We start from the raw sequence: 24,567 nt of genomic DNA, 5'->3' as shown, positions 1-24,567 counted from the left end.
ACGATATGAATTTTTACGCCTTTTTTATATCGTCTGCCTTATTCTTTATATACTTAAAGAATAAATTGACTCATTGCCGACAGGCAACTCGGGCGCAAGTATGGTCAAGAATAAGCAGATTCTGGTCGTTATTCATCTTTGCAGTTTTTTAGTTTTCCTTTACAGCCTGTCAATGATTCCCCCTCTGTTGGTGGCATTGTTGTATAAAGAAAAAAGCGTTTTTTCTTTCTTCTATACGCTGGTGATTGCCGGTTCGCTCGGCGGTTTGGGCTGGTTTAGCACCCGTCAGTCCAGGGTACAGCTGCGCACGCAGGACGGTTTTTTAATCATTGTGCTGTTCTGGCTGCTGTTTTCCATGGTCAGCGCCCTGCCATTATGGATGGACGACACGCTAAACATCAGCCTGACCGATGCCATGTTCGAAGGCGTTTCCGGTATTACCACCACCGGCGCTTCGGTGCTCAATGATGTTTCCGGCCTGCCTAAATCTTTCCTCTACTACCGCTCCCAGCTCAATTTTATCGGCGGCCTCGGCGTCATTGTGTTGGCCGTGGCGGTACTGCCGTTGCTCGGCATTGGTGGCGCCAAGCTTTATCAGTCGGAAATGCCCGGCCCGTTCAAGGAAGAACGCCTGACCCCGCGACTGGCCGACACTTCAAAAAACCTGTGGCTGATTTATCTCGGTCTGGGATTGGCCTGCACGGTGGCGTTCCGCATTGCCGGCATGCAGTGGTTTGATGCCCTCTGCCACGGAATTTCCACCGTTTCACTCGGGGGGTTTTCCACCCGCAATGAGAGCCTGGGCTTTTACGATAGCTCGGCGGTGGAAATGGTCGGCGGGATTTTCTCTATCCTGGCGGCGGTGAACTTCACCCTGTATTTCGTCGCCGTAGGGCGCCGCAGCCTGAAGCCACTCTACAGAAACCCGGAACTGCGCTTTTTCCTGCTGGTGCTGTCAATTATCGTGGCGATTGTCTGCTTCGAGCTGTACCGCTCTGGCATGTACGGCGCCAAAGACTCCTTCGTACACGGTTTTTTCCTCACCAGTTCGATGATGACCGATAACGGGCTGGCCACCGCCGACTATGCCAAAATGCCCTCTCACACCATTATGTTGCTGTTGGCGGCAAGCTTTTTCGGCGGTTGTGTCGGTTCTACCTGCGGCGGTATCAAGGCACTGCGTTTTCTGATCATGTACAAACAGAGCCGGCATGAGATTAACCAACTGGTTCATCCCAACGCCATTTTCACCATCAAGGTTGGCAATGCGCCTATTCAGGATCGCGTGTTGCGTTCGGTCTGGAGCTTCTTCTTTCTGTATGTCTTCTTCAGCTGTTTCTTCGTTTGGCTGCTGAACCTGATGGGCTATGACCTGGTTACTTCCTTCGCCACCGTCGCCGCCTGTATCAATAATATGGGATTAGGCTTTGGTGAAACCGCCGCCGGGTTTGGTACGCTCAGCGATGCGGCCAAATGGCTGATGTGCTCGGCGATGCTGCTTGGCCGCCTTGAGATTTACCCTATGTTGATTTTGTGCTCACGCGCCTTTTGGCGTTTTTGACACCTCGGCCCTGTCGCCGCACTGCCTGTTTTCATCAACTTCGCTGTACCAACGCTGACACATTCATAACGTGAATGTGTTGCATTGTTGTATTCGTTTCATTGCGATAAGTTAATTTCACTGTAAATACATACAGTATTATTTTAACTTATTGAGGATATGAATATGCGTTTTAACAAGATGTTAGCTCTGGCCGCCCTGCTGTTTACCGCTCAGGCTTCCGCCGAGGCGCTGGAATCGATCGACAACTGTGCCGTCGGTTGCCCAACCGGCGGCAGCAGCAATGTGTCAATCGTTCGCCACGCCTATACGCTGAACAACAACAGCACCACCAAGTTCGCCAACTGGGTGGCCTATCACATCACCAAGGACACGCCAGCCAGTGGCAAAACGCGCAACTGGAAGACCGATCCGGCGCTGAACCCGGCGGATACGCTGATCCCGGCGGATTACACCGGGGCCAACGCGGCACTGAAGGTCGACCGTGGGCATCAGGCGCCGTTGGCCTCTTTGGCGGGGGTCTCTGACTGGGAATCGCTGAACTACCTTTCCAACATCACGCCGCAGATGGCCGACCTGAACCAGGGTTCCTGGGCACGGTTGGAAGATCAGGAACGCAAACTGATTGACCGGGCAGACATCAGTTCGGTGTATACCGTGACCGGCCCGCTGTACGAGCGCAATATGGGTAAACTGCCGGGCACCCAAAAAGCACATACCATCCCCAGCGCTTACTGGAAGGTGATTTTTATCAATAACAGCCCGGAAGTGAACCACTATGCGGCGTTTCTGTTTGATCAAAACACCCCGAAAAACGCCGATTTCTGTCAGTACCGCGTAACGGTTAACGAAATTGAGAAGCGCACCGGGCTGATTATCTGGGCCGGTTTGCCAGAAGACGTGCAGGCGTCGCTGAAGGCCAAGCCGGGCGTGCTGCCAGAACTGATGGGTTGCAAGAGCTAACGCATAAACCGGAAACCCGCTTCGGCGGGTTTTTTTATTCTTTACGTGCTGTTTTGTCAGAATACCTAAGCAAGTTTATTGCCGGAAAGTTATCGCCAAGTTAATATCCCGCCAAATTATTAGAAATAAAACCATAAGCAATGGAGTTATTCCATTGTTGATTATTTTTTATCCCTCTTTACCTGATCCCTTTTGCCTTATTCGGCACTAACACCTGTTGTGAGAAAAACACATGGAAAATTTGTTATCAGATGATGATGGGCTACCAGCCAAAAATGGAACCGGTTTCAGTCGACGTGAAGTGCTGCTGGGGCTGGCCTCAACCCTGCTGGCAAGCTCGCTGCTCAGTTATCCTTTCCTCAGCCTGGCTGAACAACAAACTGCCTCGGCCAATCCGCTGCAGTTTGCCCGCTTCTTCAAAATATCCCAGACATTGACCGAACATAACGATATCGATCAGGGGATGTCTGCGCGTATTTTTACTGCGCTGCATAACCAGAATCCCCAGTTCACTGCACAGGTTGAGCAACTCGGCGGCCTGCTGCAACCGGGCCAGAGCGCCCAACAGTTGCAACAGCAGGCCGTTCAGGCCGGCTTGCAGGATGTGGTCACCGCGATTATCACCGCCTGGTATACCGGCACCGTCGGCCATGGCCAAACGGCGCAGCTGATTGCCTACAAAGATGCGTTGATGTATCGCCCCGCCAGCGACGCGCTAATCGTTCCCACTTACTGCGGCAATGGACCGCTGTGGTGGACCGCAGCCCCGCCTGCCGTCAATGTTTCCTTGTGATCTAAGAGCCTTCTGATGAAAAAACCTGTATTTACCGCCGATGGCAACGCCTCGGCCGATATTGTGATCGTGGGCTCCGGCATCGTCGGCGGCATGATGGCCGATCAATTGGTCAGCCAGGGTTATTCTGTGCTGGTGCTGGAAGCAGGCTTGCGCATCGAACGCGGCCAGGCGGTAGAGAACTGGCGCAATATGCCTTTTGACAACCGCGCCGGCTCAGATTACCAGGGGCTTTACCCACAATCTGAATTCGCCACCGCGCCGCTCTATTTCCCGGAAAACAACTATGTTGCGCTGAGCGGCCCGAGCGCCGGCAGTTTCAAGCAGGGTTATCTGCGCACCGTCGGCGGCACCACCTGGCACTGGGCCGCCTCCTGCTGGCGCCACCTACCCAGTGATTTCCAAATGAAAACGCTGTACGGCGTGGGCCGCGACTGGCCGATTTCCTACGACGAGCTGGAACCCTACTATTGCCGGGCCGAAGAAGAAATTGGCGTCGCCGGCCCCAACGATCCGCAACAGCAGTCCCCGGTTGAGCGCAGCAAACCTTACCCGATGGATATGGTGCCCTGGGCTCACGGCGACATCCGCTTTGCCGAGGTGGTAAACCCGCATGGTTACCGCTCCGTTCCCATCCCACAGGGGCGCAGTATCCATCCGTGGAAAGGCCGTCCGACCTGCTGCGGTAACAACAACTGCCAACCCATTTGCCCGATAGGCGCCATGTACAACGGCATTCATCATATTGAACGTGCTGAAATGAAAGGCGCGATGGTGCTGGCCGAAGCAGTGGTCTACAAGATCGACACCGATGAGCAAAATCAGGTGACTGCAGTCCATTGGCTGGACAACAAAAAACAGTCCCACCGGGCCACGGCCAAAGCTTTTGCGTTAGCCTGTAACGGCATAGAAACCCCGCGCCTGCTGCTGATGGCCGCCAATGAGCGCAATCCCAACGGTATCGCCAACGCTTCCGATCAGGTGGGCCGCAATATGATGGACCATTCGGGCTTTCACTGTACCTTCCTGGCGAAAGAACCGCTGTGGCTGGGGCGTGGCCCGGCACAAAGCAGTTGTCTGGTTGGCCCGCGTGACGGTGAGTTTCGCAAAGACTACTCGGCCAACAAAATGATCCTCAACAATATCAACCGGGTGGTACCGGCTACCCAGCAAGCGTTGGAAAAAGGCCTGGTCGGCAAAGAGTTGGACGCCGAAATCCGCCGACGCGCCGCCTATGGCGTCGATTTATCCATCAGCCTGGAACCGTTACCAGACCCCAACAACCGCCTGACCCTGAGTAAAACCCGGAAAGATGCTCATGGCCTGCCTTGCCCGGACATCCACTACGACGTCGGCGACTATGTGCGTAAGGGCGCAGAGGCCGCGCATAAACAGTTGGAGCACATCGGCCAACTGTTTGATGCCGATGAATTCAACATCACCACCAGCCTGAACGCCAATAACCATATTATGGGTGGCACCATCATGGGCCACAGCCCCGAAGACTCGGTGGTAGACGGCAATTGCCGTACTCATGACCATGCCAACCTTTGGTTACCGGGCGGCGGTGCCATTCCTTCCGCCAGCGTGGTGAACAGTACCCTGACCATGGCCGCATTGGGCATCAAGGCCGCCGATGATATTGCGCGCCAGCTGGCGGTGAAATCATGAAAAAACAGCTAAAGCTGACGCTTTTGTCCCTGCTGTTACTCGGCAGTAGCGCCGCACAGGCGACAGACGACGGTGATTTAAGCGGTGCGGCGTTGATTAAAAAAGGTGAACAGGTTGCCATCGCCTCCGACTGTCAGGCATGCCATACCAAACCGGAGGGCGGTGCGCCGTTTGCCGGCGGCTATGGCATCAGTTCCCCCATGGGGGTGATTTACGCCACCAATATCACCCCGTCCAACGCCGAGGGTATTGGCAGTTACAGCGAAGAGCAGTTTTCCCGCGCGGTCAGGGACGGCATCCGTGCCGACGGCACCCACCTCTACCCTGCCATGCCCTATACCTCTTACACCCGCTTGAGCGACGCGGACATCAAAGCGCTGTATGCCTACTTTATGCATGCGGTGAAACCGGTCGATCAGAAAAATACGCTGACCGATCTGCCGTTTCCGTTCAATCTGCGCTTTAGCATGGCGGCCTGGAATTTGCTGTTTCTGAAAGAGGGGCGCTTTGCGCCAGACGCCGGCAAAAGCGAACAATGGAATCGGGGCGCTTATCTGGTCAATGGTCCTGGACACTGCGATACCTGCCACACCCCGCGCAACCTGCTGATGGCTGAAGACGATAGTCAGGCCTTGGCGGGCGGTATGGTCGGCAGTTGGTATGCGCCCAACATCACCTCCGACCCAATCAGCGGTATTGGTGGCTGGAGCCAGCAGCAATTGGTGCAGTACTTGAAAACCGGCCAGGTGGCCGGTAAGAACCAGGCCGCCGGCGGCATGGCGGAAGCGATCGAAAACAGCCTGCAGTACTTTTCCGATGAGGATTTATCGGCCATCGCCGTTTACCTGAAAAGCACTGCCCCGATCAGGGACCGCCATGACAGCCAGGCGGCCGACAGCTATGGCAAGCCGGCAAACGTTGAGCCTCAGTTGCGCGGGCTACACCCTGCCACGGCCAATAACACTCTGACCGATGGCGCCGCGCTGTTTAGCGGCAACTGCGCCAGTTGCCACCAGCCGGACGGTAGCGGCAGTAAAAATCAGGCTTACCCTTCGCTGTTCAATAACACGGCCACCGGTTCAGGTAACCCGGCCAACCTGATCTCGGCGATACTGTTCGGCGTTGAACGAAGGGTCGGCGGTGAACACGTGCTGATGCCGAACTTTGGCCCCCAGTCGTATGTTAATCCTCTAAACGACCAGCAGATCGCCGCTATCAGCAATTATGTCCTGCAGCAGTATGGCAATCCTGCGGTTAAGGTCAGCGCCACGGACGTCGCCGTATTGCGGCAAGGTGGCCCGATCCCGCTGCTGGCCCGGTTGCAGCCTTATATGGCTCCGGCAATCGGCTTGGCGGTACTGGCCTTGCTCATCCTGGTCTGGCTGGTGGGGAGAAAACGGCGTTAAATGCTGTGACTGCAGGCTGGGGAGCTATCCCCGGCTTGCAGGTTTGGCCGCAAGCCACGCAGGGATAGTTTTTGCCTTCATCCTGAGGAATTCGGCATGGGTCGCTTTTACTGAGTTTGATTTTCCACACGGGTGATACCGTGTTTCTTCATCACTTCTTCCATGGTCAGATTTTCATCATCCGGCGTTTCGTCAATGACAACATCTTGCGGACGAACATAAGGTTTGGTGGCACGTTTGAACATCCACCACCAAACAAACACCAGAAACGCACCGGACTTCAGAAAGATCATGGTCCACAATGCTATTTGATACCAGGTCATCTCTATCTCCATGAAAGAGTTAAACGCGATCGCGTCGCGCTATTTTACCCTCTGTATGACTCTGATCAAGCGCCAACGGCACATCCCTCTGGTTCAAGCCGCTGTTATAGGGGTTTCTCTCATGATCTGCTCTACCCAGCCGCTAAAAGGCTCTTTCCTACCACTGACGCCCGGCAGCCGCAGTCTGCGGCGGTGTTGAAGTACATACAGGCATTACTCGGCCAAGCTGTCTTTTCTCTTCGAAAAGAGTGAATTGTCTTTTCTGAGCGCCCTCTTTTCATATAGCGAAAACATCTAATAAAACCACTTAAAATAGCCGTTTTAACCAAAAAATGTTAATTAGCTCGTTTTTTCGCTATACTCGCCGAGTTAAATTTCTCGGGCAGCCGTTCGCCCACTTTTTATGGAGCTGTTTTAAAGGATTAACCCCCATTCCCTAACGGACTAGCTAGAAGGTATTCTATGAGCCAAAACGACACTGAAATTGTGGCACGTCGTAGCCATATCAATCCTCCGGTATTTTTTATTTCTGCCGCTTTAATCATCGTCCTGGTGGCCTTTGCCGCCCTTTACCCCGAGTTGGCCGATCGCAAATTCAAAGCGTTGCAACTGGGTATTTTCACTAACGCCAGCTGGTTTTATATTCTGGCGGTGGCATTGATCCTGATGAGCGTGACCTATCTGGGTTTGTCGCGTTACGGCAATATCAAGCTCGGGCCGGATCACGCCCAGCCAGACTTTAGCTATGTTTCCTGGTTCGCCATGCTGTTTTCCGCCGGGATGGGCATTGGCCTGATGTTCTTTGGCGTAGCCGAACCCGTAATGCATTACCTTTCTCCCCCAGTCGGAACGCCGGAAACAGTGGAAGCGGCTAAACAGGCCATGCGCCTAACCTTCTTCCACTGGGGCCTGCACGCCTGGGCAATCTACGCCATTGTGGCGTTGATTCTGGCCTTCTTCAGCTATCGCCACGGCCTGCCGCTGACGCTGCGTTCCGCGCTGTATCCGATTATCGGCGATCGCATCTATGGGCCAATTGGCCACGCGGTAGATATTTTTGCGGTGATAGGTACCGTGTTCGGTGTCGCAACCTCGCTGGGCTACGGTGTGTTGCAGGTTAACGCCGGTCTTAACCACCTGTTTGGCTTGCCGATCAACGCAACGGTGCAGGTGATTCTGATCGTGGTGATCACCGGGTTGGCTACGCTGTCAGTGGTTTCCGGGCTGGATAAAGGCATCCGCATTCTGTCCGAATTGAACCTCGGCCTGGCGGTGTTGCTGCTGGTGCTGGTGGCTGCGCTCGGCCCGACCGTGCTGCTGTTAAAATCCTTTGTCGAAAATACCGGCGGTTATCTCTCTGACATCGTCAGCAAGACCTTTAACCTGTATGCCTATGAGCCGAAGTCCAGTAACTGGCTGGGCGGTTGGACACTGCTGTATTGGGGCTGGTGGTTGTCATGGTCGCCTTTCGTCGGCATGTTTATCGCCCGCGTTTCACGCGGACGTACCATCCGTGAATTCGTTACCGGCGTGCTGTTCGTCCCTGCCGGCTTTACGCTACTGTGGATGACCGTGTTCGGTAACAGTGCCATTAATCTGATCATGGCCGAAGGTGCGCGCGATTTGGCTAACACGGTGCAAAATGACGTAGCACTGGCACTGTTCAACTTCCTGGAACACTTCCCGTTTTCTAATATCTTGTCATTTATCGCGATGGCCATGGTGGTGGTGTTCTTCGTCACCTCAGCGGATTCGGGGGCGATGGTGGTAGATACCCTGGCTTCCGGGGGTACCGACCAAACTCCGGTCTGGCAGCGGATTTTCTGGGCAGGCATGATGGGCCTGGTCGCCATTGCCTTGCTGCTCGCCGGTGGGCTGAGCGCGCTGCAAACCGTGACCATCGCCAGTGCCCTACCGTTCTCGATGATCTTGCTGGTGTCGATCTACGGGCTGTTAAAAGCCTTGCGTATCGACGCCCACAAACGCGACAGCCAGACGACGACTACTATTGCACCAACCGCCGCGCGCAATCCGATCTCTTGGCAACGGCGTTTACGCAATATTGCCTATTTCCCTAAACGCTCACAGGTAAAACGCTTTGTCGGTGAAGTGGTTCAGCCGGCGATGGCGCTGGTGGAAGCCGAATTGGCCAAACAGAGCACCACCTCCTCGATTGACGATTCACAGGACGATCGCATCCGTTTCGAAGTCGATTTGGGTGAAGACCTGAACTTTGTCTATGAGGTGCGCCTGCGGGCTTACATTCAACCGGCCTTTGCGCTGGCGGGCTTGAAAGACGAAGAGCGTGATGAGGAACATAAGTACTACCGGGGTGAAGTCCACCTGAAGGAAGGGGGCCAGGATTACGATGTGATGGGCTGGACGCAAGAACAGATCATTCACGATATTCTCGACCAGTACGAGAAACACCTGCACTTCCTGCACCTGGTACGCTAGTAGCCTGCGCTACTATTCTATTCAGGAATGAGTTTGTCATCAGTCTGAACCGCCCCATCCGGGGCGGTTTTTGCTTCCAGTAAATCCCTGGCATGTAGTTCACTGTTATCGGGTTTGATGCCCCGCAGCCACTTTCAGAGGCTATAATTACGATAATAAACGGAATTTATTGCAATTTTTAGCACCGTTTTTATTTTGATGCTTTCAGTTTTATTTCAGCATAACGGGCGGTCAGCTGCTTCAGATGCACTTCCAGTTGGGCCCTGCCAGCAACAGGTAAAGGTTCTCCCGCAGGGTTTGCTGACAATGCTCGCAGTTGCTCTTCTGCCGGTATGGATTGGTTAAATGACTGCATGGTTGAAAATACCACTGATTTCAGCTCACTGACCGTCATGTATTTCCCCTTCTGCTCATCCAGCCCGCTCAGCCGGTCACTCAGTTGCTGTAGCTTCGTCATCCCTTGATGCCAGCCATTCAGGTTTTCTGTCGGTATGCCGGCAGCGTTTAACTGCCGCTGCCACTGTTGTACCAGAGGTTTAGCCTGCTCCGGCCAAAGCGCCTGAGCCTGTTCTACAAGCTGCCGACTGTAGGCAATATTCCAGTCAGGAGGCAATTTATCCAGCCGGGCAAGCTGCTGCTGTGTTTGCGCGATTCCAGTTTGTGGTAACGGAGATTGCTGACGCAACATATCCAACTGCTCGGGCGTGAGTGTTGCGGGTAACGGCGCCAGGGATGCAGCAAACTGAGTCTGTAACGGGTCAGGTCGGTGCAAGACATGCCAGCCCCACACCGTTGCCGCACTTATCACCAGCATGGAACACATCCCGGCGGCAAAGAAATACCACTTTTTTGCCGGAACCGGCACCGCTGCCAGTACTTCCACATGCGCCTGGTGTTCTGGTTGCGTTACGTACACCCATTTCACTGGACTGGCCGGTGCGTCTTTCTCTGCAACCGGAATAGCAGAGTGGGCTTCAGATGATATTCCTGAATCATTCATTGTCGCCGCAGGCAGCACAATTCCGGGCTGAATAACAACATCAGAACCCAATGCGCCGTCACTGTTTTCCAGCCGAACGGCACTGTTATGCATCAGGGTACGCAAGGTATCGAACTGGCTCAGGTGCTTGAGCTCCAGGCGCTGTAATATCGCCCCCAGGCTGGCAAGCTGCTGTTCTGCAAGATAAAGCTGGCTAAGGTCACTGTAATTCAGGGGGAGAGTACGCATCAGCTGTTGTATACGCTGGCTCAGACCGCTGAGGATTTCCATCCGCGCATGTACCGGCTGCGGCCAGAACGCCCCCCACTCATGCCTGATCAGGGCTTCCAGGATGGATAATCCTTCATTCAGACCAAACAGCCCGGCCAATTGCGTACGGGCTAATGTGTACCAGGCTGCCGTCTGCAGCTCCACGCCATTTTGTTCAAACAGCGAAAGACAGAGTTTTTCGGCATAACGCCAGTTCACATCCGGACGCGCCGGATGTGACAGTTTGCTCAGCTCATCGCGCAGGGCAGCATAATCCGGCAATGTTCGCGGATCGTTGCCGGTTTTAATTTTACGGGAGGGAATGTCATTCATGACCAGATATCCATTTGATCTGCATACAGAATTGGAGAGTTACCATATCGTTTTTCCCTCTTTCAGGGGGTAATCAGTTCTCTCCCCGTGCTTCTGTCCAGGCACCGCTTGGTAACAGCCTCCCAATAGGCATTGAAATTTTTGCTGTTGATACATTGCGCATGAACATCGGGTGGTGGTGCGACGGGATCTGGCCTGGAGTTGCCAATGCCTTTATCTCTCCTGGCCGAGCCTGTTTTAGTTTTACTCACCCTATTCTCTTTTTTAGTCGAATGCGGCTTTGCTTTTTTGGCCGGGGCTACCGTCGTTTTATTATCCGATTGCGTTTCCTGACCATAATAATCAACGCGTCGGCTTTTGCTGCCGTGGCAATGATATTCACCAGTTTTGCGGTTGGTATGGCAGCCATCCGCGTTGGTTCGTCCGGGGTGTGCCATGACTGGCGTGGTGATCATGATGCAGAGCAACAGCGGCAGCTTAAGGCCGGTTTGCAGTTTCATTCGGAATATCCCTATAAGTTAAAAGGCGCTGACCTCTTCTGTTTTCTTGAGTTTACGGCGAATTATCAAGATACTGCTGTTGTTTCAAGTGGCGTAACAGCACCCGCCCCTCAGGCATAAATTCGGTGCCATAGCGCACCAGACCTATGCCCTTCAGCTCTGCATCAATGGCGTAACGCAGTTCACCGGGCTGAGCCTGTTCCAGTATCACCACGGCAACGTTTTTCAGGCGGGGTTCATATTTCAGCAAAACGGATGTCAGCGTGCCCATCAGTTGATGTGAGGTACCCGGCATCCCCTGCAGGATTTTCGCCATATCAGGCAGGCCGTAATCGGGTAAATGGGCCAGCGTCCCGGCGCGACAGTTGAGGATGCGTTGCATATTGTCCAGCACCGACAAAATGAACTGGTTTTCTTCGCTAACCTGATGGAGGTCGAGGCCGCCGGCGAAATTGCCGACCAGCATTTCATACAACGACGGGGGATTATGTCCCTGAGGCATTAATCGTCCTTAGCGGGTAGCAATGTCAGATAGTTATTCCCGGCCTCCAGGATGCGCGGCTTATCCGGGTCCAGCTCTTCACGCTCAATCACCCGCCTCCAGGTGTTATTAACCAAATCCGGATGACGGAACAGCCCCGCGACCGCCACAAACTTCGCATCGGCTTCCATGGGCATATTGAGGCTGGCATCGCCGCCCGGCTTCACCACCACATCGCGGGTGGCCAGCAAATCGGTTTTCAGGAGGGTGTCGCCGTCTTTCAGCAGTTGCTGATACACCGTCTTGTCGAAGGTTTTGCGGTCTTTCAACTGGTAAACGCGCACCACAACCGGCTCCGACAGCGAATTGCTCTCTCGGGCATCGGTATTGAGCGCCTCGCGCGCGGTAAAATCCAGATGCAGGATTTTAATCTTCTTGTAAAAAACGGCGGTGAAGGCCGACTTTGTGCCGTCCGTGACGCTCTGCGTCACCCCACAGCCCGTCAGGCTGAACGCCAGCAGCGCGAGCTGCCAGCGTGCGGTTTTAGTCAAATTGGTAGGTAACACGTCGGTTTCCTTGTTGTGGTGTGGCGGGCTTCATGCCGTGGTAATAGCCCAGATCTGTCGTAAAGGCCTGCGGGATGTCGTCCGGGAGCAGGTCCCCTTCCGCGCCCAACACAGCATTCATCCCCAGCCAGAAAGGGCCATCACCCAGCGGCGGGACGGTCAGCAGGCGGGTACTGACTCTGAGCTGGATTTTTGCCTTAAACCGCCAGCCCAGATAGACCCGCAGCATCACCAGCAAATCCTGATACAGCAGACCATCCGGCTTCCAGCCCTGCGCTTCCTGCTCGTTATCCGTTGAAAGCACAATCAGCAACTGGCTGTTGGCATCCATAGCTTCATCACCGAGCGGCGTGTTGCCATCCAGCAGAAAGTCCTCATCACCGTAAAATCCCAGCGGCTGACTGATTTCCACCGGCCGCAGGCAATACGGACTGACCTGCACCGCCGTGTCCGGTGCCAGCAGGCTCACCAGCGCCTGCATCCCTTCCTGGGTTTTGCCGGGCTGACGCAACACGCCCAGCAGCGCCAGAAAGCGCGACACCGGCGTGGCGATGTGATTTGCCGTCCCCGGAATACCCAGCCCCACCAGGCCCAACAGCGATTGCGAAATGCTGTCGGTCCCGCCGGGTTCGAACGTGGCCGGGTAAGAATACTTTCGCCAGATGCGATAAAACTGCGTCAGGATGCGATGGCTGAAGATATCGAGAAACTCCTGCAGCGCCTCGTGCCCTTCCCGGCGCTGGGTGATGTCATCGAGATAGGCCGTCGGCAACGGTGAGTCGACACCGTACATCCCCATAAAGGTGGTGCGGATGAGCGGTGGCTTACTGTCGTCGTTCTCGTCATATTCAACGGTTTTCAGTTCACTGACCGGAAATCCCATCCCCGGATGCGGCGCAAATCGCACCGGGTCATCCGCGGGATGACTGGTTGAACCCATCAGCGGTCTGCCCGGATTACGCTTCTCCAGCAGTTGGCATAAACGGTAAAAGTTAATGCGGTGAAGGTCGGCTTCCAGCCGCGGGGTCAGCCGGGAATGCGGCGGTTGTGCTTCTCTTCCCATTCCAGACGCTCTCCGGTCGGTTGCAGAATGATAATCAGGCGGTTAAACAGGTAAATATCGGTATAGAGGGCGAAGAAGCGGCTCAGCATCTCGCCAAACAGGTAGATATCACCCCGCCCGGCAAAACCGTGGCTGTCGAGGGTCACTTCAATCTGCACGCCGCGCACCAGATAGCCCTGCTCGAAGCGCTCGGTTTCGCTGTGCTTCACGTCGATGATGGCCTCCAGGCGACGGCGGTTCATCTCGCTGTCCGTCCACTCATACAGCGCCAGAGTACCGCGCAGCACGTCGGCGTTATCCATCATCGAGAGGAACCCGCTGCCGAAGTGGCTCAGCACGCGCCAGTGAAACCGGTCCTGCGCCGGTGGGTAACAGGGAAGCGTTGGCGCACACAGGTTGCGCACAGCGATGCTGGTCGAGGTGGTTTTCATCACCGTATCAAGCACGGTACTTTGCAGCGTACGTCGTGGCAGCTGGCCGTTGGTGCCGGTGAGCGTCAGCGACAGGCTTTCATCTTCCGGCACAGTGTGATGGTCAAAGGCTTCGCCACCGAGGATCAGCCAGGTGTTGTGCAACCCCGACGGACCCCGGCGCACGCGGGTGTGGTAGTAATATTCCGGCGCTTGGTGGCGCATCATTCCGCCTTTGTGGCGAAAGCTGGAGAACGGCACATAGGTATGCTGACTGGAGGACGTCACCGAATCCACGGCGTAAATCTCGGTGTGGCCGTCCTGCACGCGCATCGGGCGCAGCATGTATTCTGTTTGCAGGGAGTTCAGCGCCAGCGGATCAGACTCCAGCGGGAAGAGGTTGATAACCGGCACGCAGTTAAGGCGCAGATGCTTCTCGGTAAAGCTGAAGTCATGTTCCCAGCGTTCAGCCAGCACCACATCGATTTCAAACCAGGGGAGCGCAGCCGGAAAGGCGACGCTCTCCAGCCCTCGCAGGCCGGTGAACATGAATTTCTCGCGGAAGGTGAAGTACTCCAGCAGCAGTTGGTAGCCACTGAAACTGCTACTGCCTTTTGGCCATAAGGCATCGTCATCGCCAAAGCCCTGCGCGGTGAAATGCCCATCCAGCGGTCTTCTGTCTATATCGCCCGGCATCCGTAGCCACATCCTGGCCACATTTAGGGTAAAGGCGGCGTGCATGGCGCAGGCCAGCGGCGCATCGGCGTTGAAGTAAAGTGAAATACTGCTGAGATCGATACGGCTCCAGTCTGCCAGATTGCTGCAATTAAAACGCAGCGTGACAACCGAGCGACCATCCGCATCGGTGGTCAGTCTGGCCTGCTCCAGCGACAGCGGTTGAAGGTTGATCTCTTGGGTGGTGGTGTAACGGCAGCGCGTCCCTTTTTCGCCGATCGGACGCGACAACACCTCGAAACCTTTGGCGATCCGCATCTGCTCTTTCATTTCACGCCAGTCCGGCGTGAATTCGACCACGGACATGGAAGGAATGGTGCGCAGGTAATGCGGCCACAGCAGGCTGACCAGCCCTTCGGTCAGCTCCGGCAAATCGTCATCCAGCTTTTCGCGAAGCCTCCCCATCAGGAAGGCAAAGCCTTCAAACAGGCGCTCCACATAGGGGTCGCGTGCGCCCGCTTTATCGAGGTTCAGCATCGCCGCCTGCTCAGGATGAGCGCGGGCAAACTCTTCACCGGCTTCCAGCAGGTAGCGCATTTCGGCGTCGTAATAACGCAGGGTTAAGTCGTCCATAGAGTTATCATCTTTTTGTTCGGTGTGTTAACCACACAGCACTGCGGCGCGTGCCGGATCGAGAGAAATCAGCCCGGAGAGCAATATGTCCATCTCAGGCTGCAGACGGGTTTTATCCGCCTCACTGCGCCCGGCCTTGCCACGCAGCAGTTTGAGTCTGCGAGCTTTGACCTCAAACATCAGCTTTGGCACCCATTGTTCAAGCGTCAGTTCTCGGGCACTGACGTCGAGTTCACCCAACAGGTGCAGTGCCATTTCGTTTTTACCATACTGCTCGCTCACCCGAGCCATCAGTAAGCGCATCAGCCATCGATCGCGGGAAGAGGGGTAACCCGGCTGAACCTGCAACCAGCTGAGCGCGGCTTCAATGCCTTCACTGTCTGCTTTCGCCAGCACTTCAGGCTCCAGCATCAGTACATCATCACTGTTGCTCGCCGTTGCCGTCACCGGTTCATCCTTCCAGCCCGGCATATCATCCAGTACATTTTCTTTAATCCAGTTTAGGGTCACTTCATCAGCGAAAGGCGTGCCGTCATTGAAGGCCAGCGCTTCCAATCCCGGAAGGCGGGCCAGCAGCCCTTCCAGGTCACGGCAGAGGATGTCGGCACGCACGCTGTCGTTATCCAGCTTGACCAACGCCTGCCAGGCGTACCACTGCACATCCAGCCACAGATGGTTAACCCCCTGTGCCAGCAGGGTATCCGTATGCTCCAACAGTTCAGACCAGCTTTTTTGCAGGTACAGACGTTTGAGATGTGCCCTGTTGTCTGGCTTGGGGGGAACCAGCCGGGTGCGCCCGGAGGCGTCCAGCGGCGGCAACTCCGTCAGTGTGTCCCAGCGCACACTTTTCAGCAGATGATGGCCAGCCAGCCAACCACCAGGCTGATCGCGGAGATATTTCGCCAGCACTTTGGCCTGATCGAGCAAATCACGTCCTGACGTGACGGCGTTCATCACCGGCGCTGATAATGCTGGCCCCTTAGTAGCGGTTTCTTCACGACTGGTTTGCGGCACCAGAGTGTTAGTGCCACCGCTCTGCACCAGCCGGTTATCCATCGCCTGATACAGCCCTGCCAAATCCGGACGAGCGTCTTCAGCAAACGTTTGGAGTGTCTGCTCGGCCAATAACAACGCTGCCGTGATGCGTTGCATGACGGCCATATCCACCTCCGGGTACAAAGACAGGCTGTCTGTCACGCGGCTACTGCCAAGCCACTCCAGGGCAGATTTGCGGCTGCGCTCACGCCGAGGATGCAATCGGGTTCCGAACTGCGCCAGCATTGCCGCCAGCAGCTCAAGCCCCTGAGCAAGCCCGGACTCGCCATCCTGATGCAGACGCGCCCAAATGTAGAAGGTGATGACACGCAGATCCTTGCAGGTGCCGGTCAACAGCCTTTCCGCCAGTTGGCAAATCAACCCGGTATCAATCCCCGAGAGCTTGTTGACCTCTTCGCGAATACGCTGGAAATCATCGTCATAGCCCGGGTCTTCTCCGGTCGGTTCATTGTCATTGATGGGTGCCAGCCAGCGTTCCCAGTCAGCGCTACGTTCCCTTGCCATCGCCAGTAAGGCATTTTCATCTGCCCCACAGGCGCGGAGTATGTTCTGTAGTGCGCCCATTATTCCATCCCCTCCATGGCTGAATTCTCTGTGCCGGTCAGCGCCTGTGCAGTGGCGGCATCCACGCTGAATATCTGCTCAGGAAGCCTGAAACCGCGTAACGCCAGCAACGCCAGCGGCCCTTTGCCCAGTTGGGAACGCAGAACCCACTGCAACGTGCGGCCATCCGGAGCGGTAAAACTCATCATCCACTGGCTGCGGTCAAGCTGTTTCCGCTTACCCTGTTCCAGCCAGCGAATGAGGCCCCAGGTTCCACTGTAATCCCCGAACAGACGCGTACCGGCGCTGGTTGAAGTCCAGGTCAGCATCGCACCGGGCTTGAAGGTATCCCCCGGCCAGCGAAAGGACTGCCAGTCGGCCATCTGGTTGAAGTAATGCAACTGCTGTCCGTCAATCGTTAGCTGGGTTTCCACCACCTGCGGTACCGGGCGGGCCTGTAATTCGAAGCTGATGCCCTGACTGCCGTCGGTAAACAGAATGTCGGATAACTGGCTCAGCTGATTTAACGCTTTCAGAAACGCCGGGTTAAACGTCAGCCCCTGGCTGTTAGTACGGTTCGGCACCCAGCGGCTGCCTTCTTTATGCAACACACCGCTGAGTTCAGCGGTCAGGAAACGGTCGATACGCCCGGTGTCCTTGCGGATAAACTCCGCAAGCATCGGCAGGGAAGCGTCGCTTTTGCTCGCGGCAAACGGGAAGCGCCCCTCAAAGGCGGTATGCCAGTTTGCTACCACTGAACGGCTCCAGCGGGCGTTCAGGCTGGCTGCAGACGGTTGCAGTACGGTTTCCCAGGCCTGCGTCAGCGGCTGAACAAACAGGGTGTTGCCAAAACCGCTCCATTCCTCACCCAGACTGGCCGCCACCAGGCTGCCGTACTGCTGGGTATCGGTCAGATCCACACTTTTGCCCTGGAATACGGTCTGTGCCAGGGTCTGCATCATCTCCTGCGGATCGTTAGCACTCGCCACCTGTTGCAGGCGCAGACGCACACGGGTGATACGGGTGAGGTAGGTTTGCAGGCTCAGCGTGCTGTCGGCCGACATTAGGTTGCTGGCCTGGTTTTTCCCCATCAGGGTTAGCAGCGGCCCGAAGGTGTCATCCAGCGGTCCCCGCGGCCCGGCTGCACGCTGATCGATAACGGGCTTATCCTCACTGCCGAGCAGATCTTTTGCCGACTTGATAATGGAATCCGACAGCCCTTCGCGCTGCTCGCCGGCTTGTCCCTGCCAGGCCAACGTATTCATCAGCGCAATCATCGGCGACTGACGCACATCGCTCATCAATGTCAGTTGGTCAGTCACATCAGAGATATTATGAGCCGGATTCAGCCGCAGGCTGTTGAGGAAGTTCAGCCAGCTGCCGGCAAAATCAGTGAAGTAACGCTGCGTCAGACGCGCTTTCAGCGCTTCCGGAGAAAGGTCGGCAGAAACGGCCTTGCGACTGTCGCTCAACACCCAGTCAATTTCATCCCGGCGCGAGTTTGCCGCTTTCTCGATGGCCTGCTGAATGCCCCCTTCCCAGGCCTGACGGGTGAACATCCCCGGCACCACGTCATCGGTGGAGAACAGACGGCGGGCATCGGTCCCACTGGTCATGTCTTCCAGTGACACATCGGCAAAGTTACGCCGCACCGATTTGAGCATGTTTTCGTAGAGGGTTCCCTCCGCATTACGGCGACCAATCTGCTGCAACAGCACCTGGCGGCTCTGGCTGACCAGCGCCGCATCCGGGGTGATTTTCCACTGCGGCTGTTCCAGCAACCCAGATATGGAGAACGCCCACAAGTCTGGCGCAAGGCTCTGCCACAATCCGGTGGAAATCCCCTGCCGGGTCGGCTGCACCCTTTGCATGGTTTGGGCGTAGAACGCGCCATCCACTTTGTCCGGGCGGGACATCATCAACCAGGCTTTCAGTTGGTCATAACCGGATTTCGCCAGCTGTGCGCGCTGGTCGCTGTTAGGTGCCGAGTTTGTCAGCGCAGTCAGTTTTTGCATCAGGGCAGCATTGGCCGGATCGCGGATCAGGCGATCATTCGCCACGCCATACCACGGGAGCAGCGCGCTCAACAGTTGCGGGTTATGATCGAGGCCAAAACGTTGATACCAGGGGGAACCGCCCTGAACATGATGTTGCAAGCGGCCGGCATCGTTACGCAGGTCATGCAGGGCCGTCAGTTGAGAGTCAGAAACAGAAGGATGCTCGATCAAAGAACGGGCTTTGCTCGCTACAGAAGAAATATGACTATAGTTCAGGGCAAAAGAGAGCAGCAGCCCGGCGCCCCAGATACCGAGCGCAGCCATAATGCCCCATGCCAGCGTCTGCTCCCAGGCCATACCGACACGGCGGCCACGCACACAGGTGCAGTCTTCCGTCACCCCCAACCAGGTTGTCGGAAACGTCAGGGCATGTTTATGCGCAGCCGGAATGGCGCTTTCCGCCACGTTTATGCCTGCTTCTTGATTCGGGGATTCGGGTTTATTGACCGGGCTGAACATCAGCCCCCGCAGCGAGATTCGCTGTTGCGAACCGTACAGCCAGGGTGTCAAACGGGACATCCAGCGTTTGCTTTCCCCCTGCTCAAGCTGCTGGGCAAGGCGCAGCAGAAAATCATACTGGCGCTGTTCAGCAATCTGCGACATGCCCTGTTCACGCAGCTGCGGCAGCAATTTATCGAGTTGTGTTGCCACCTCATCCGGCATCGCCCGCCACGGCAGTGTGATACCGATAGACTGCGATTTACGCCCTGCCTGCGGCCATTCACTGCCGCACAGCTGCCATAACCAGACCGGGGCAGAATAGCGCAGCAGCTCACTGATTTTCTCCAGCCCACGCAGATCGTTGTCGCTCATCTGCGGCGTGAGGTTCTCACCTTCTCCCAGTACCCGGACAATGCCATCCAGTGGACGGCCACGGCGGAGTTTGCGCAACGCGGTATATTTTTCTGTATCGACTTCAGCCGTCAGACTGCCGCCGTAGATCAGAACGGTACGGTTGCCTTCAAGCCACTGGCTGGCTTGCAGGCCGGGCACCAGTTGTTCGATTGCTACGTTTTCACCGGTGACTAACAGTAAGCGGACTTTATAACGCCAGTGCAGATTATAGCGGGCACGGAGGTGTTTTTTCAGCGGCGCGTAAACCGCTTCACGTCGGCTTTCTGGTGCCAATCGAAGTTGGCGAGATACCGGTGGGCTGATCTTGTCCTTAATCAGCAGGCGGAAGGCCATAAACCCCAGTACCAACAGGCTGAGCGCCATTCCCCAGACGATAAAACAGGCGGCGATAAGTGGACGCAGCGCCTCCCATTCCGTTGCGCGTTCGGTCCCCCACAGCCACCATGCCAGGCCGCCCAGCAGCACCAGCAAGGTGACCACGGCAATACAGACGGTGGCCGTGGCTGCCACTGACAGGGCAGCAGGTTTATTGACGTTGTCCATCAGGTTTTACGATTCCAAGTGCGAGGGTATTCATCGGGTCGCGGGCAATCCAGCCACACGGTTGTTGTTGGTGCGCGGCGTAAATGGCCGCCAGCGATATCAGGGTCAAGGCGGCCATATCGCCGATATCGCCCCAGTTGGCGTCCTGTAGATGCAGGCTGACGTCCCAGCCACTGTGTGCCAACCCATCCAGGTCTGGCAGGGTGAACATCGGGCAGGCTTCGGGAGGGGCGCTCAGCTCGCTCTGCACCAGCGCGCGGGCGCAAACGACGGGCAGTGCGTCCCCCGCCTCCGCGGAGAAGACTTCGCCACGCGTCAGTTGCACCGGGCCATCCTGCCCGGCCAGCCACAGTACGGCGGCCTCCCCGGCGGGAAGCGGTGTACCGGGCGATGCGACGACCGACCGGCAACCCGCGATCAGCATAACGTCATCCGTTTTAGCCGCTGCCAGCCCGCTCGCTATCGCTGCAAGACTGGTTTCCCCCTGCCAGGGTTCAGGGCGCGGCGGCAAAGAGCACGCCGGGAAGATAGCGGCCATCTGCGCGCTGAATGCCTGCCAGCCCGCGTCTGTACCCTGCCAGTAACAGCACAGCGGCGAAGTAAACGTTTCATCGCTACGCTGCTTTTGCCATTCGGTGACCAACAGTTCAGCCAGTCGCTTTTCACGCCCGGCGGCATCCGTCACCGAAATTTGCGGCAGGCGCAGCGCCCGGCCGCCACCTTCTTTTTTTTCCTCCGGCTGGCGGTGTTCGCGTTTAAGCAGGCGCAGCCAGTCGGTTGAGCGCCCACCGGCGGGCCCCAGCAATACCACCTCTTTTAATGCGAACGCTTGGCGGTGCTGTGCCCACCACCGCTGCTGTTCATACTCCACCTGTTGGTGGTAGAAAGCGGCGTTATGCACGCTGACGCGGTAGTACAGCAGGCGGATAAGCCAACCCGTACCCGCCAGCACCAGTGACAGCAGGATACCGACCGCGATCGGCGAGGTTCTCCCCTGTGCAGACGGCAGCAGTGCGCTGACCCCACCACCGAGCAGCACCAGCAGTGCCGCAGCCGACAGCCAGCGCGCGGCGATCGGCGGGCGGGCCGTTTTATAGCCGGGATAGTCAGGAACCGGCCTCACTGGTCAATACCGCAATCCGGGAAGGAACTGACCAGCGTGCAGCCACAGGCGCAACGGTGGCCGTGCAGCGCGACCGGCTGGCCATCCATCATGGTCCTTGAACTGCCTTCGGCGATGGTGGTCATACCGTGCTTATTACAACTCACCGGGTCGCCCTTGCAGGCAAATCCCTGACCAAAACACTGATAGTGCCCGCCCAGCACCTTGCCGCCATGTTCCCGCAGCCTATCCCCTTGGCGAATGACTTTATTCATCAGATTCCCTTCCCTGAACTTAAGCGATGGCCGCCTGTACCTGCTCAAGCCAACTGGCCGGCAGGGCCGATTTCGCCCGCGTCAGTTGCTGTTCCGCCACCGCGGCTTTCTGCAGGGCGACCACCACACCCGGCTCGGTGGTAAAGGCTCTGAGCTGTTCGCCCCCCGGCAGCTCGGGCAGCGGCAGGCCGGTGAGCCTGTCCAGCACCTCGACCTGCAGCGAACGCACCGCACCGGTGGCGGCCAGGCCGGCCAGTTTGCCGCTCAGGCTTTTCTGTTTGAAGCTCAGCACCACCCCTGTGGTAAGGCTGGCAAACCCCACCAGGTTGCCGGCGATCACCAGCGGCGAGAGCGATTTATTGCATTGATCGCTGAAGTAAATCATGCGGTAGCGGAAGTAGCCGCCCCACATCTCGCGCGAGCTGAGCACGGCGTGCATAAACCAGGCACGCGAGTCGTGCACCTGGTCGTCGAACAACGCCCTGACCAGCCCGGCGGGCTGTTCCGCGTTGCTGGCCTCACCGGCGGCGGGGAACAGGATTGCCACGCGGGCGTCTCCGTCAGCCTTCATTCGCCGGTATTCCTGCGGTTCATCATCGGTATTGAGAACAAAAATCATCGGCTGCAGCACGGTGTCCAGCACCGCCTGCGCCAGGTTCTCCGGAATGCGGTAGCCGTCATGGTAATCCTTGCCAAACTCCTTCGCCGCTTCAAACAGCTGGGGTTGTGCCATATCCGGGTCGAAGTCCTTGACGCCTGGCTGCAGCACCAGATCGTCCATCTGGTCGACGGGCTGATTCGCCATCTGTTCCTGACGCGCTTTGATAACCTCTTGCTGTTTTTTATCTCGTACCTCTTCAGCTGCCTTGCGTGCAGCGGGCAGCGCTTCCTTAACCGAGGCATCTTGGTAGAACCGCTGTTCCACCAGCGTCCCTTTGGCATAGCGATCAATGCGCCAGGCGGTGATCCAGGCGATCTGGTTATCGACGACGGTTTCCAGGCTGCCGCTGGCGCGCGGTGGCTCGTAGTTGGCCGCCTCGTCAGAGCTGATGTCTGCCGGGGTGGTCAGATTAAGGGTGAGCTCTCGCCAGGCGTTGAAGCGGTTGACTAACGGTGTATCTATTACAAATTGTTCACCCAAATCGAAAGGCATGCTCCTCCATTGTTCTTGAGACAACTCTTTAGATAATGCTGCCTTAGGTACTTTAAGTGGCGCGCCTGCGGAAAATGCCGAAGCATACATATCATGTAAGGCTATTTGCGACAGTAATAAGCTGTCATCCTCAGCATTGGCCTTGCCCTGGTCCCCCGGCGGATAACCGCCACCAATATCCGAATGCATCCCCGGGTACACCACCTCGGTGGCATAAGGTGGGTACTTGCCGTTCCCCCGACGCACCGAGTCCAGCGGGAAGCAGAGGCGTTGCTCATGGCCGGAGACCAGATGCACGCATTTTTTTATCAGCCCGCTATAGGTTTCATCACTCGGCAGTTCCATGGTGTCGTCTGCCCAAGCCATATGCCCCTCGGCAATCGGCACCACGTGCGCCACCCCGACCGAGGCCACGGTATCCAGCAGCCCGAGAAATTCCACGCTGATAGGCAACTGCAGCTCACCAATCTGCAGGCACTGCGGGGGATTCTCACCTTCCGCCGCCGGTGGGGGTAACAGCTCACTTAGCCAGCGCACAAATGCGCGCGCCGCCGCCGCGCCGCGGGAAAAGCCATAGACGTAAAGCTTGATACCTAACAGCTTGGGCTTACCCGGCTCCGGCTGAGTAATCAATGGCTTCAACTGCGGGGCTAAGTCATTCAGTAATCGGCTGAACTCTTCATAACGGTTGTGACTGCCGCCAAACCACAGGCGGTTCCAGCTGGTGCCCATTTTGCCAATAGATTTACGGCTGGCGCTTTCTGACAGCTTGATACTGTTGTTTTCCGGGTCTTTACTCACACGCATGAGCACATCAATAATGCGCAGCAGTGCCCAGTTAATGCGTTCCTCCCCCATCGCAGCACCCACCAGCCCCATGGTTGAGTAATCGATATCGTTCACTTCCGGGAAAGGGGTGCCCACGCCGGGAATATAAAACTTAAAGTATTTACCACCGCTGTCGCTTGCCGTATCCATCGGCACCTTGCTCGTATTAATGACACCACCGGCAGTGCCGTCACCAATAGTGGCGCGAAACAACCGCGCGATATTGGTCGGGTGCTTCGGGTCAGACAGAATAAAATCATTGTTCAGGTTATTGCCAGTACCGTCGAAAAACAGGCTGATATGCAGCGTTTTGCAGCACGGCGGTTCCACGCGCCATCCGGCCGCCAAACACAACTCCTGGCGGTAGAGTCGTTCGGCGCTATTCTGTTGATGGCAGTTCTGCCCGACCTGCAGCGCCTGGGTCGGCAGGCGTCCCTGTGGAGGGAAAGGCGGCGGGGCCCAAGCCAAGTCGGTTTCCTTTATCTCGGACATACTTTCGGCTCCTTCATCCTGATGGGCTCTTTAATTGGGTAGGCCGGGCTGCCATAGGTGTAGCAACTGGTGGTCACCTTCACTTCGTCGCAGGGTAAAAAGTGCACGGTGATGCCGCAAACATCCTGGCCGTTATAGTCGGGAACCGGGACGGTTTTGCTGTGCTGACGATTTTGAGCCTTCATTTTCTTAGCCCAAACAAGATATTTTTCCCTATCCTGATAGCCGGGAAATCCATCCATATCTCCAACCCCAGTTTCCCAGTCAATACGCACCGTCATACCCGGTGTCCATCGCGCGGGCACGCTGTAGCAGCAGCCACCGCCACCGCCCTGGAAAGGACCGATAATGTCGATGCCCGACTGGTTATTTACACTAAAGTGATTAATCGCCCATTTGGTGTGGTTGATGGCATCAATGGTGCCACCGCCACCCCGAGCCTGAGCGACGGGCTGTGAGCAGCCGGTTAACAGCAGCAGACCCGCCAACAGCGGGCTCAATAATGAATGTTTCATCTGACTTTCCTTGTAGAAGCGGGACTAAAGAGGGAAAGGCGGCGGGGCCCATGCCAAGTCGGTT

The 24,567-nt window shown here is 56.5% G+C and carries 19 protein-coding genes; 6 read left to right on the top strand and 13 right to left on the bottom strand.

All coding sequences use genetic code 11. The annotated features are described in order from the left end of the window. Positions 1 to 100 precede the first annotated feature (100 nt). The 5 genes from ACSOSI_RS09745 (at position 101) to ACSOSI_RS09725 (ending at position 6,394) form a co-directional block, all read left to right on the top strand. Positions 101 to 1,561 carry a TrkH family potassium uptake protein gene (locus ACSOSI_RS09745; protein WP_017892345.1) on the top strand — a complete coding sequence of 487 codons (1,461 nt, stop codon included), beginning with the start codon at positions 101 to 103 and terminating at the stop codon, positions 1,559 to 1,561. A gap of 165 nt (positions 1,562 to 1,726) precedes the next feature. Continuing rightward, the gene (locus tag ACSOSI_RS09740; protein ID WP_012006235.1) at positions 1,727 to 2,524 is read left to right on the top strand and encodes a DNA/RNA non-specific endonuclease; all 798 of its coding nucleotides are present in this window, start codon (positions 1,727 to 1,729) and stop codon (positions 2,522 to 2,524) included. A 232-nt stretch (positions 2,525 to 2,756) separates the two neighbouring features. Then, positions 2,757 to 3,317 carry a sugar dehydrogenase complex small subunit gene (locus tag ACSOSI_RS09735; protein ID WP_112362727.1) on the top strand — a complete coding sequence of 187 codons (561 nt, stop codon included), beginning with the start codon at positions 2,757 to 2,759 and terminating at the stop codon, positions 3,315 to 3,317. Positions 3,318 to 3,332: 15 nt separating this feature from the next. Further along, a complete protein-coding gene (locus tag ACSOSI_RS09730) occupies positions 3,333 to 4,988 on the top strand; it encodes a GMC family oxidoreductase (protein WP_476706983.1) in 1,656 nt (551 codons plus the stop codon). Next, the gene (locus ACSOSI_RS09725) at positions 4,985 to 6,394 is read left to right on the top strand and encodes a c-type cytochrome (protein WP_476706982.1); all 1,410 of its coding nucleotides are present in this window, start codon (positions 4,985 to 4,987) and stop codon (positions 6,392 to 6,394) included. The genes ACSOSI_RS09730 and ACSOSI_RS09725 overlap by 4 nt, the downstream gene beginning before the upstream one ends. 107 nt (positions 6,395 to 6,501) lie before the next feature. Here the strand turns inward: ACSOSI_RS09725 and ACSOSI_RS09720 are convergent, their stop codons facing one another. Then, entirely contained in the window at positions 6,502 to 6,717 is a 216-nt protein-coding gene (locus ACSOSI_RS09720; RefSeq protein ID WP_012006231.1) for a hypothetical protein, read from the bottom strand. 462 nt (positions 6,718 to 7,179) lie between these two features. On the opposite strand from ACSOSI_RS09720, the gene ACSOSI_RS09715 reads away from it, so the two are divergent. After that, on the top strand, positions 7,180 to 9,174 hold the full coding sequence (locus ACSOSI_RS09715; RefSeq protein ID WP_112362724.1) for a BCCT family transporter: 1,995 nt from the start codon (positions 7,180 to 7,182) through the stop codon (positions 9,172 to 9,174). Between the two features lie 190 nt (positions 9,175 to 9,364). On the opposite strand, the gene ACSOSI_RS09710 is transcribed toward ACSOSI_RS09715, so the two are convergent. From ACSOSI_RS09710 to tli1, 12 genes are all read right to left on the bottom strand, one after another. After that, complete coding sequence (locus tag ACSOSI_RS09710; protein WP_476706981.1) at positions 9,365 to 10,756, bottom strand: VasL domain-containing protein; 1,392 nt, start codon at positions 10,754 to 10,756, stop codon at positions 9,365 to 9,367. Positions 10,757 to 10,818: 62 nt separating this feature from the next. Beyond that, positions 10,819 to 11,256 (bottom strand): DUF1283 domain-containing protein, encoded by a 438-nt coding sequence (locus tag ACSOSI_RS09705; protein WP_476706980.1) that lies wholly within the window; start codon positions 11,254 to 11,256, stop codon positions 10,819 to 10,821. A gap of 52 nt (positions 11,257 to 11,308) precedes the next feature. After that, positions 11,309 to 11,758 (bottom strand): type VI secretion system baseplate subunit TssE, encoded by a 450-nt coding sequence (gene tssE, locus ACSOSI_RS09700; RefSeq protein ID WP_261434680.1) that lies wholly within the window; start codon positions 11,756 to 11,758, stop codon positions 11,309 to 11,311. Then, positions 11,758 to 12,303, bottom strand: a complete 546-nt coding sequence (tssJ, locus tag ACSOSI_RS09695) for a type VI secretion system lipoprotein TssJ (RefSeq protein ID WP_017892336.1) — start codon at positions 12,301 to 12,303, stop codon at positions 11,758 to 11,760. Before tssJ ends, tssE begins: the two co-directional genes overlap by 1 nt. Beyond that, on the bottom strand, positions 12,281 to 13,366 hold the full coding sequence (gene tssG / locus ACSOSI_RS09690) for a type VI secretion system baseplate subunit TssG (RefSeq protein ID WP_476706979.1): 1,086 nt from the start codon (positions 13,364 to 13,366) through the stop codon (positions 12,281 to 12,283). The genes tssJ and tssG overlap by 23 nt, the downstream gene beginning before the upstream one ends. After that, positions 13,330 to 15,084, bottom strand: a complete 1,755-nt coding sequence (gene tssF, locus ACSOSI_RS09685; protein WP_476706978.1) for a type VI secretion system baseplate subunit TssF — start codon at positions 15,082 to 15,084, stop codon at positions 13,330 to 13,332. The genes tssG and tssF overlap by 37 nt, the downstream gene beginning before the upstream one ends. 27 nt (positions 15,085 to 15,111) lie before the next feature. Then, a complete protein-coding gene (tssA, locus tag ACSOSI_RS09680; protein ID WP_476706977.1) occupies positions 15,112 to 16,704 on the bottom strand; it encodes a type VI secretion system protein TssA in 1,593 nt (530 codons plus the stop codon). Continuing rightward, complete coding sequence (locus ACSOSI_RS09675; protein ID WP_476706976.1) at positions 16,704 to 20,138, bottom strand: ImcF-related family protein; 3,435 nt, start codon at positions 20,136 to 20,138, stop codon at positions 16,704 to 16,706. The genes tssA and ACSOSI_RS09675 overlap by 1 nt, the downstream gene beginning before the upstream one ends. Continuing rightward, complete coding sequence (locus ACSOSI_RS09670) at positions 20,122 to 21,261, bottom strand: hypothetical protein (RefSeq protein WP_476706975.1); 1,140 nt, start codon at positions 21,259 to 21,261, stop codon at positions 20,122 to 20,124. The genes ACSOSI_RS09675 and ACSOSI_RS09670 overlap by 17 nt, the downstream gene beginning before the upstream one ends. Further along, a complete protein-coding gene (locus tag ACSOSI_RS09665) occupies positions 21,258 to 21,515 on the bottom strand; it encodes a PAAR domain-containing protein (protein WP_259188433.1) in 258 nt (85 codons plus the stop codon). The genes ACSOSI_RS09670 and ACSOSI_RS09665 overlap by 4 nt, the downstream gene beginning before the upstream one ends. Positions 21,516 to 21,534: 19 nt before the next feature. After that, entirely contained in the window at positions 21,535 to 23,988 is a 2,454-nt protein-coding gene (locus tag ACSOSI_RS09660) for a T6SS phospholipase effector Tle1-like catalytic domain-containing protein (protein WP_476706974.1), read from the bottom strand. Continuing rightward, on the bottom strand, positions 23,976 to 24,503 hold the full coding sequence (gene tli1 / locus ACSOSI_RS09655) for a T6SS immunity phospholipase A1-binding lipoprotein Tli1-KP (protein ID WP_476706973.1): 528 nt from the start codon (positions 24,501 to 24,503) through the stop codon (positions 23,976 to 23,978). Before tli1 ends, ACSOSI_RS09660 begins: the two co-directional genes overlap by 13 nt. Positions 24,504 to 24,567: the final 64 nt, after the last annotated feature.

The sequence above is a fragment of the Serratia sp. AR11 genome, assembly GCF_056376275.1.
Note: the sequence above shows the minus strand (reverse complement) of the source record. Positions and strands in the feature narration are given on the sequence as shown.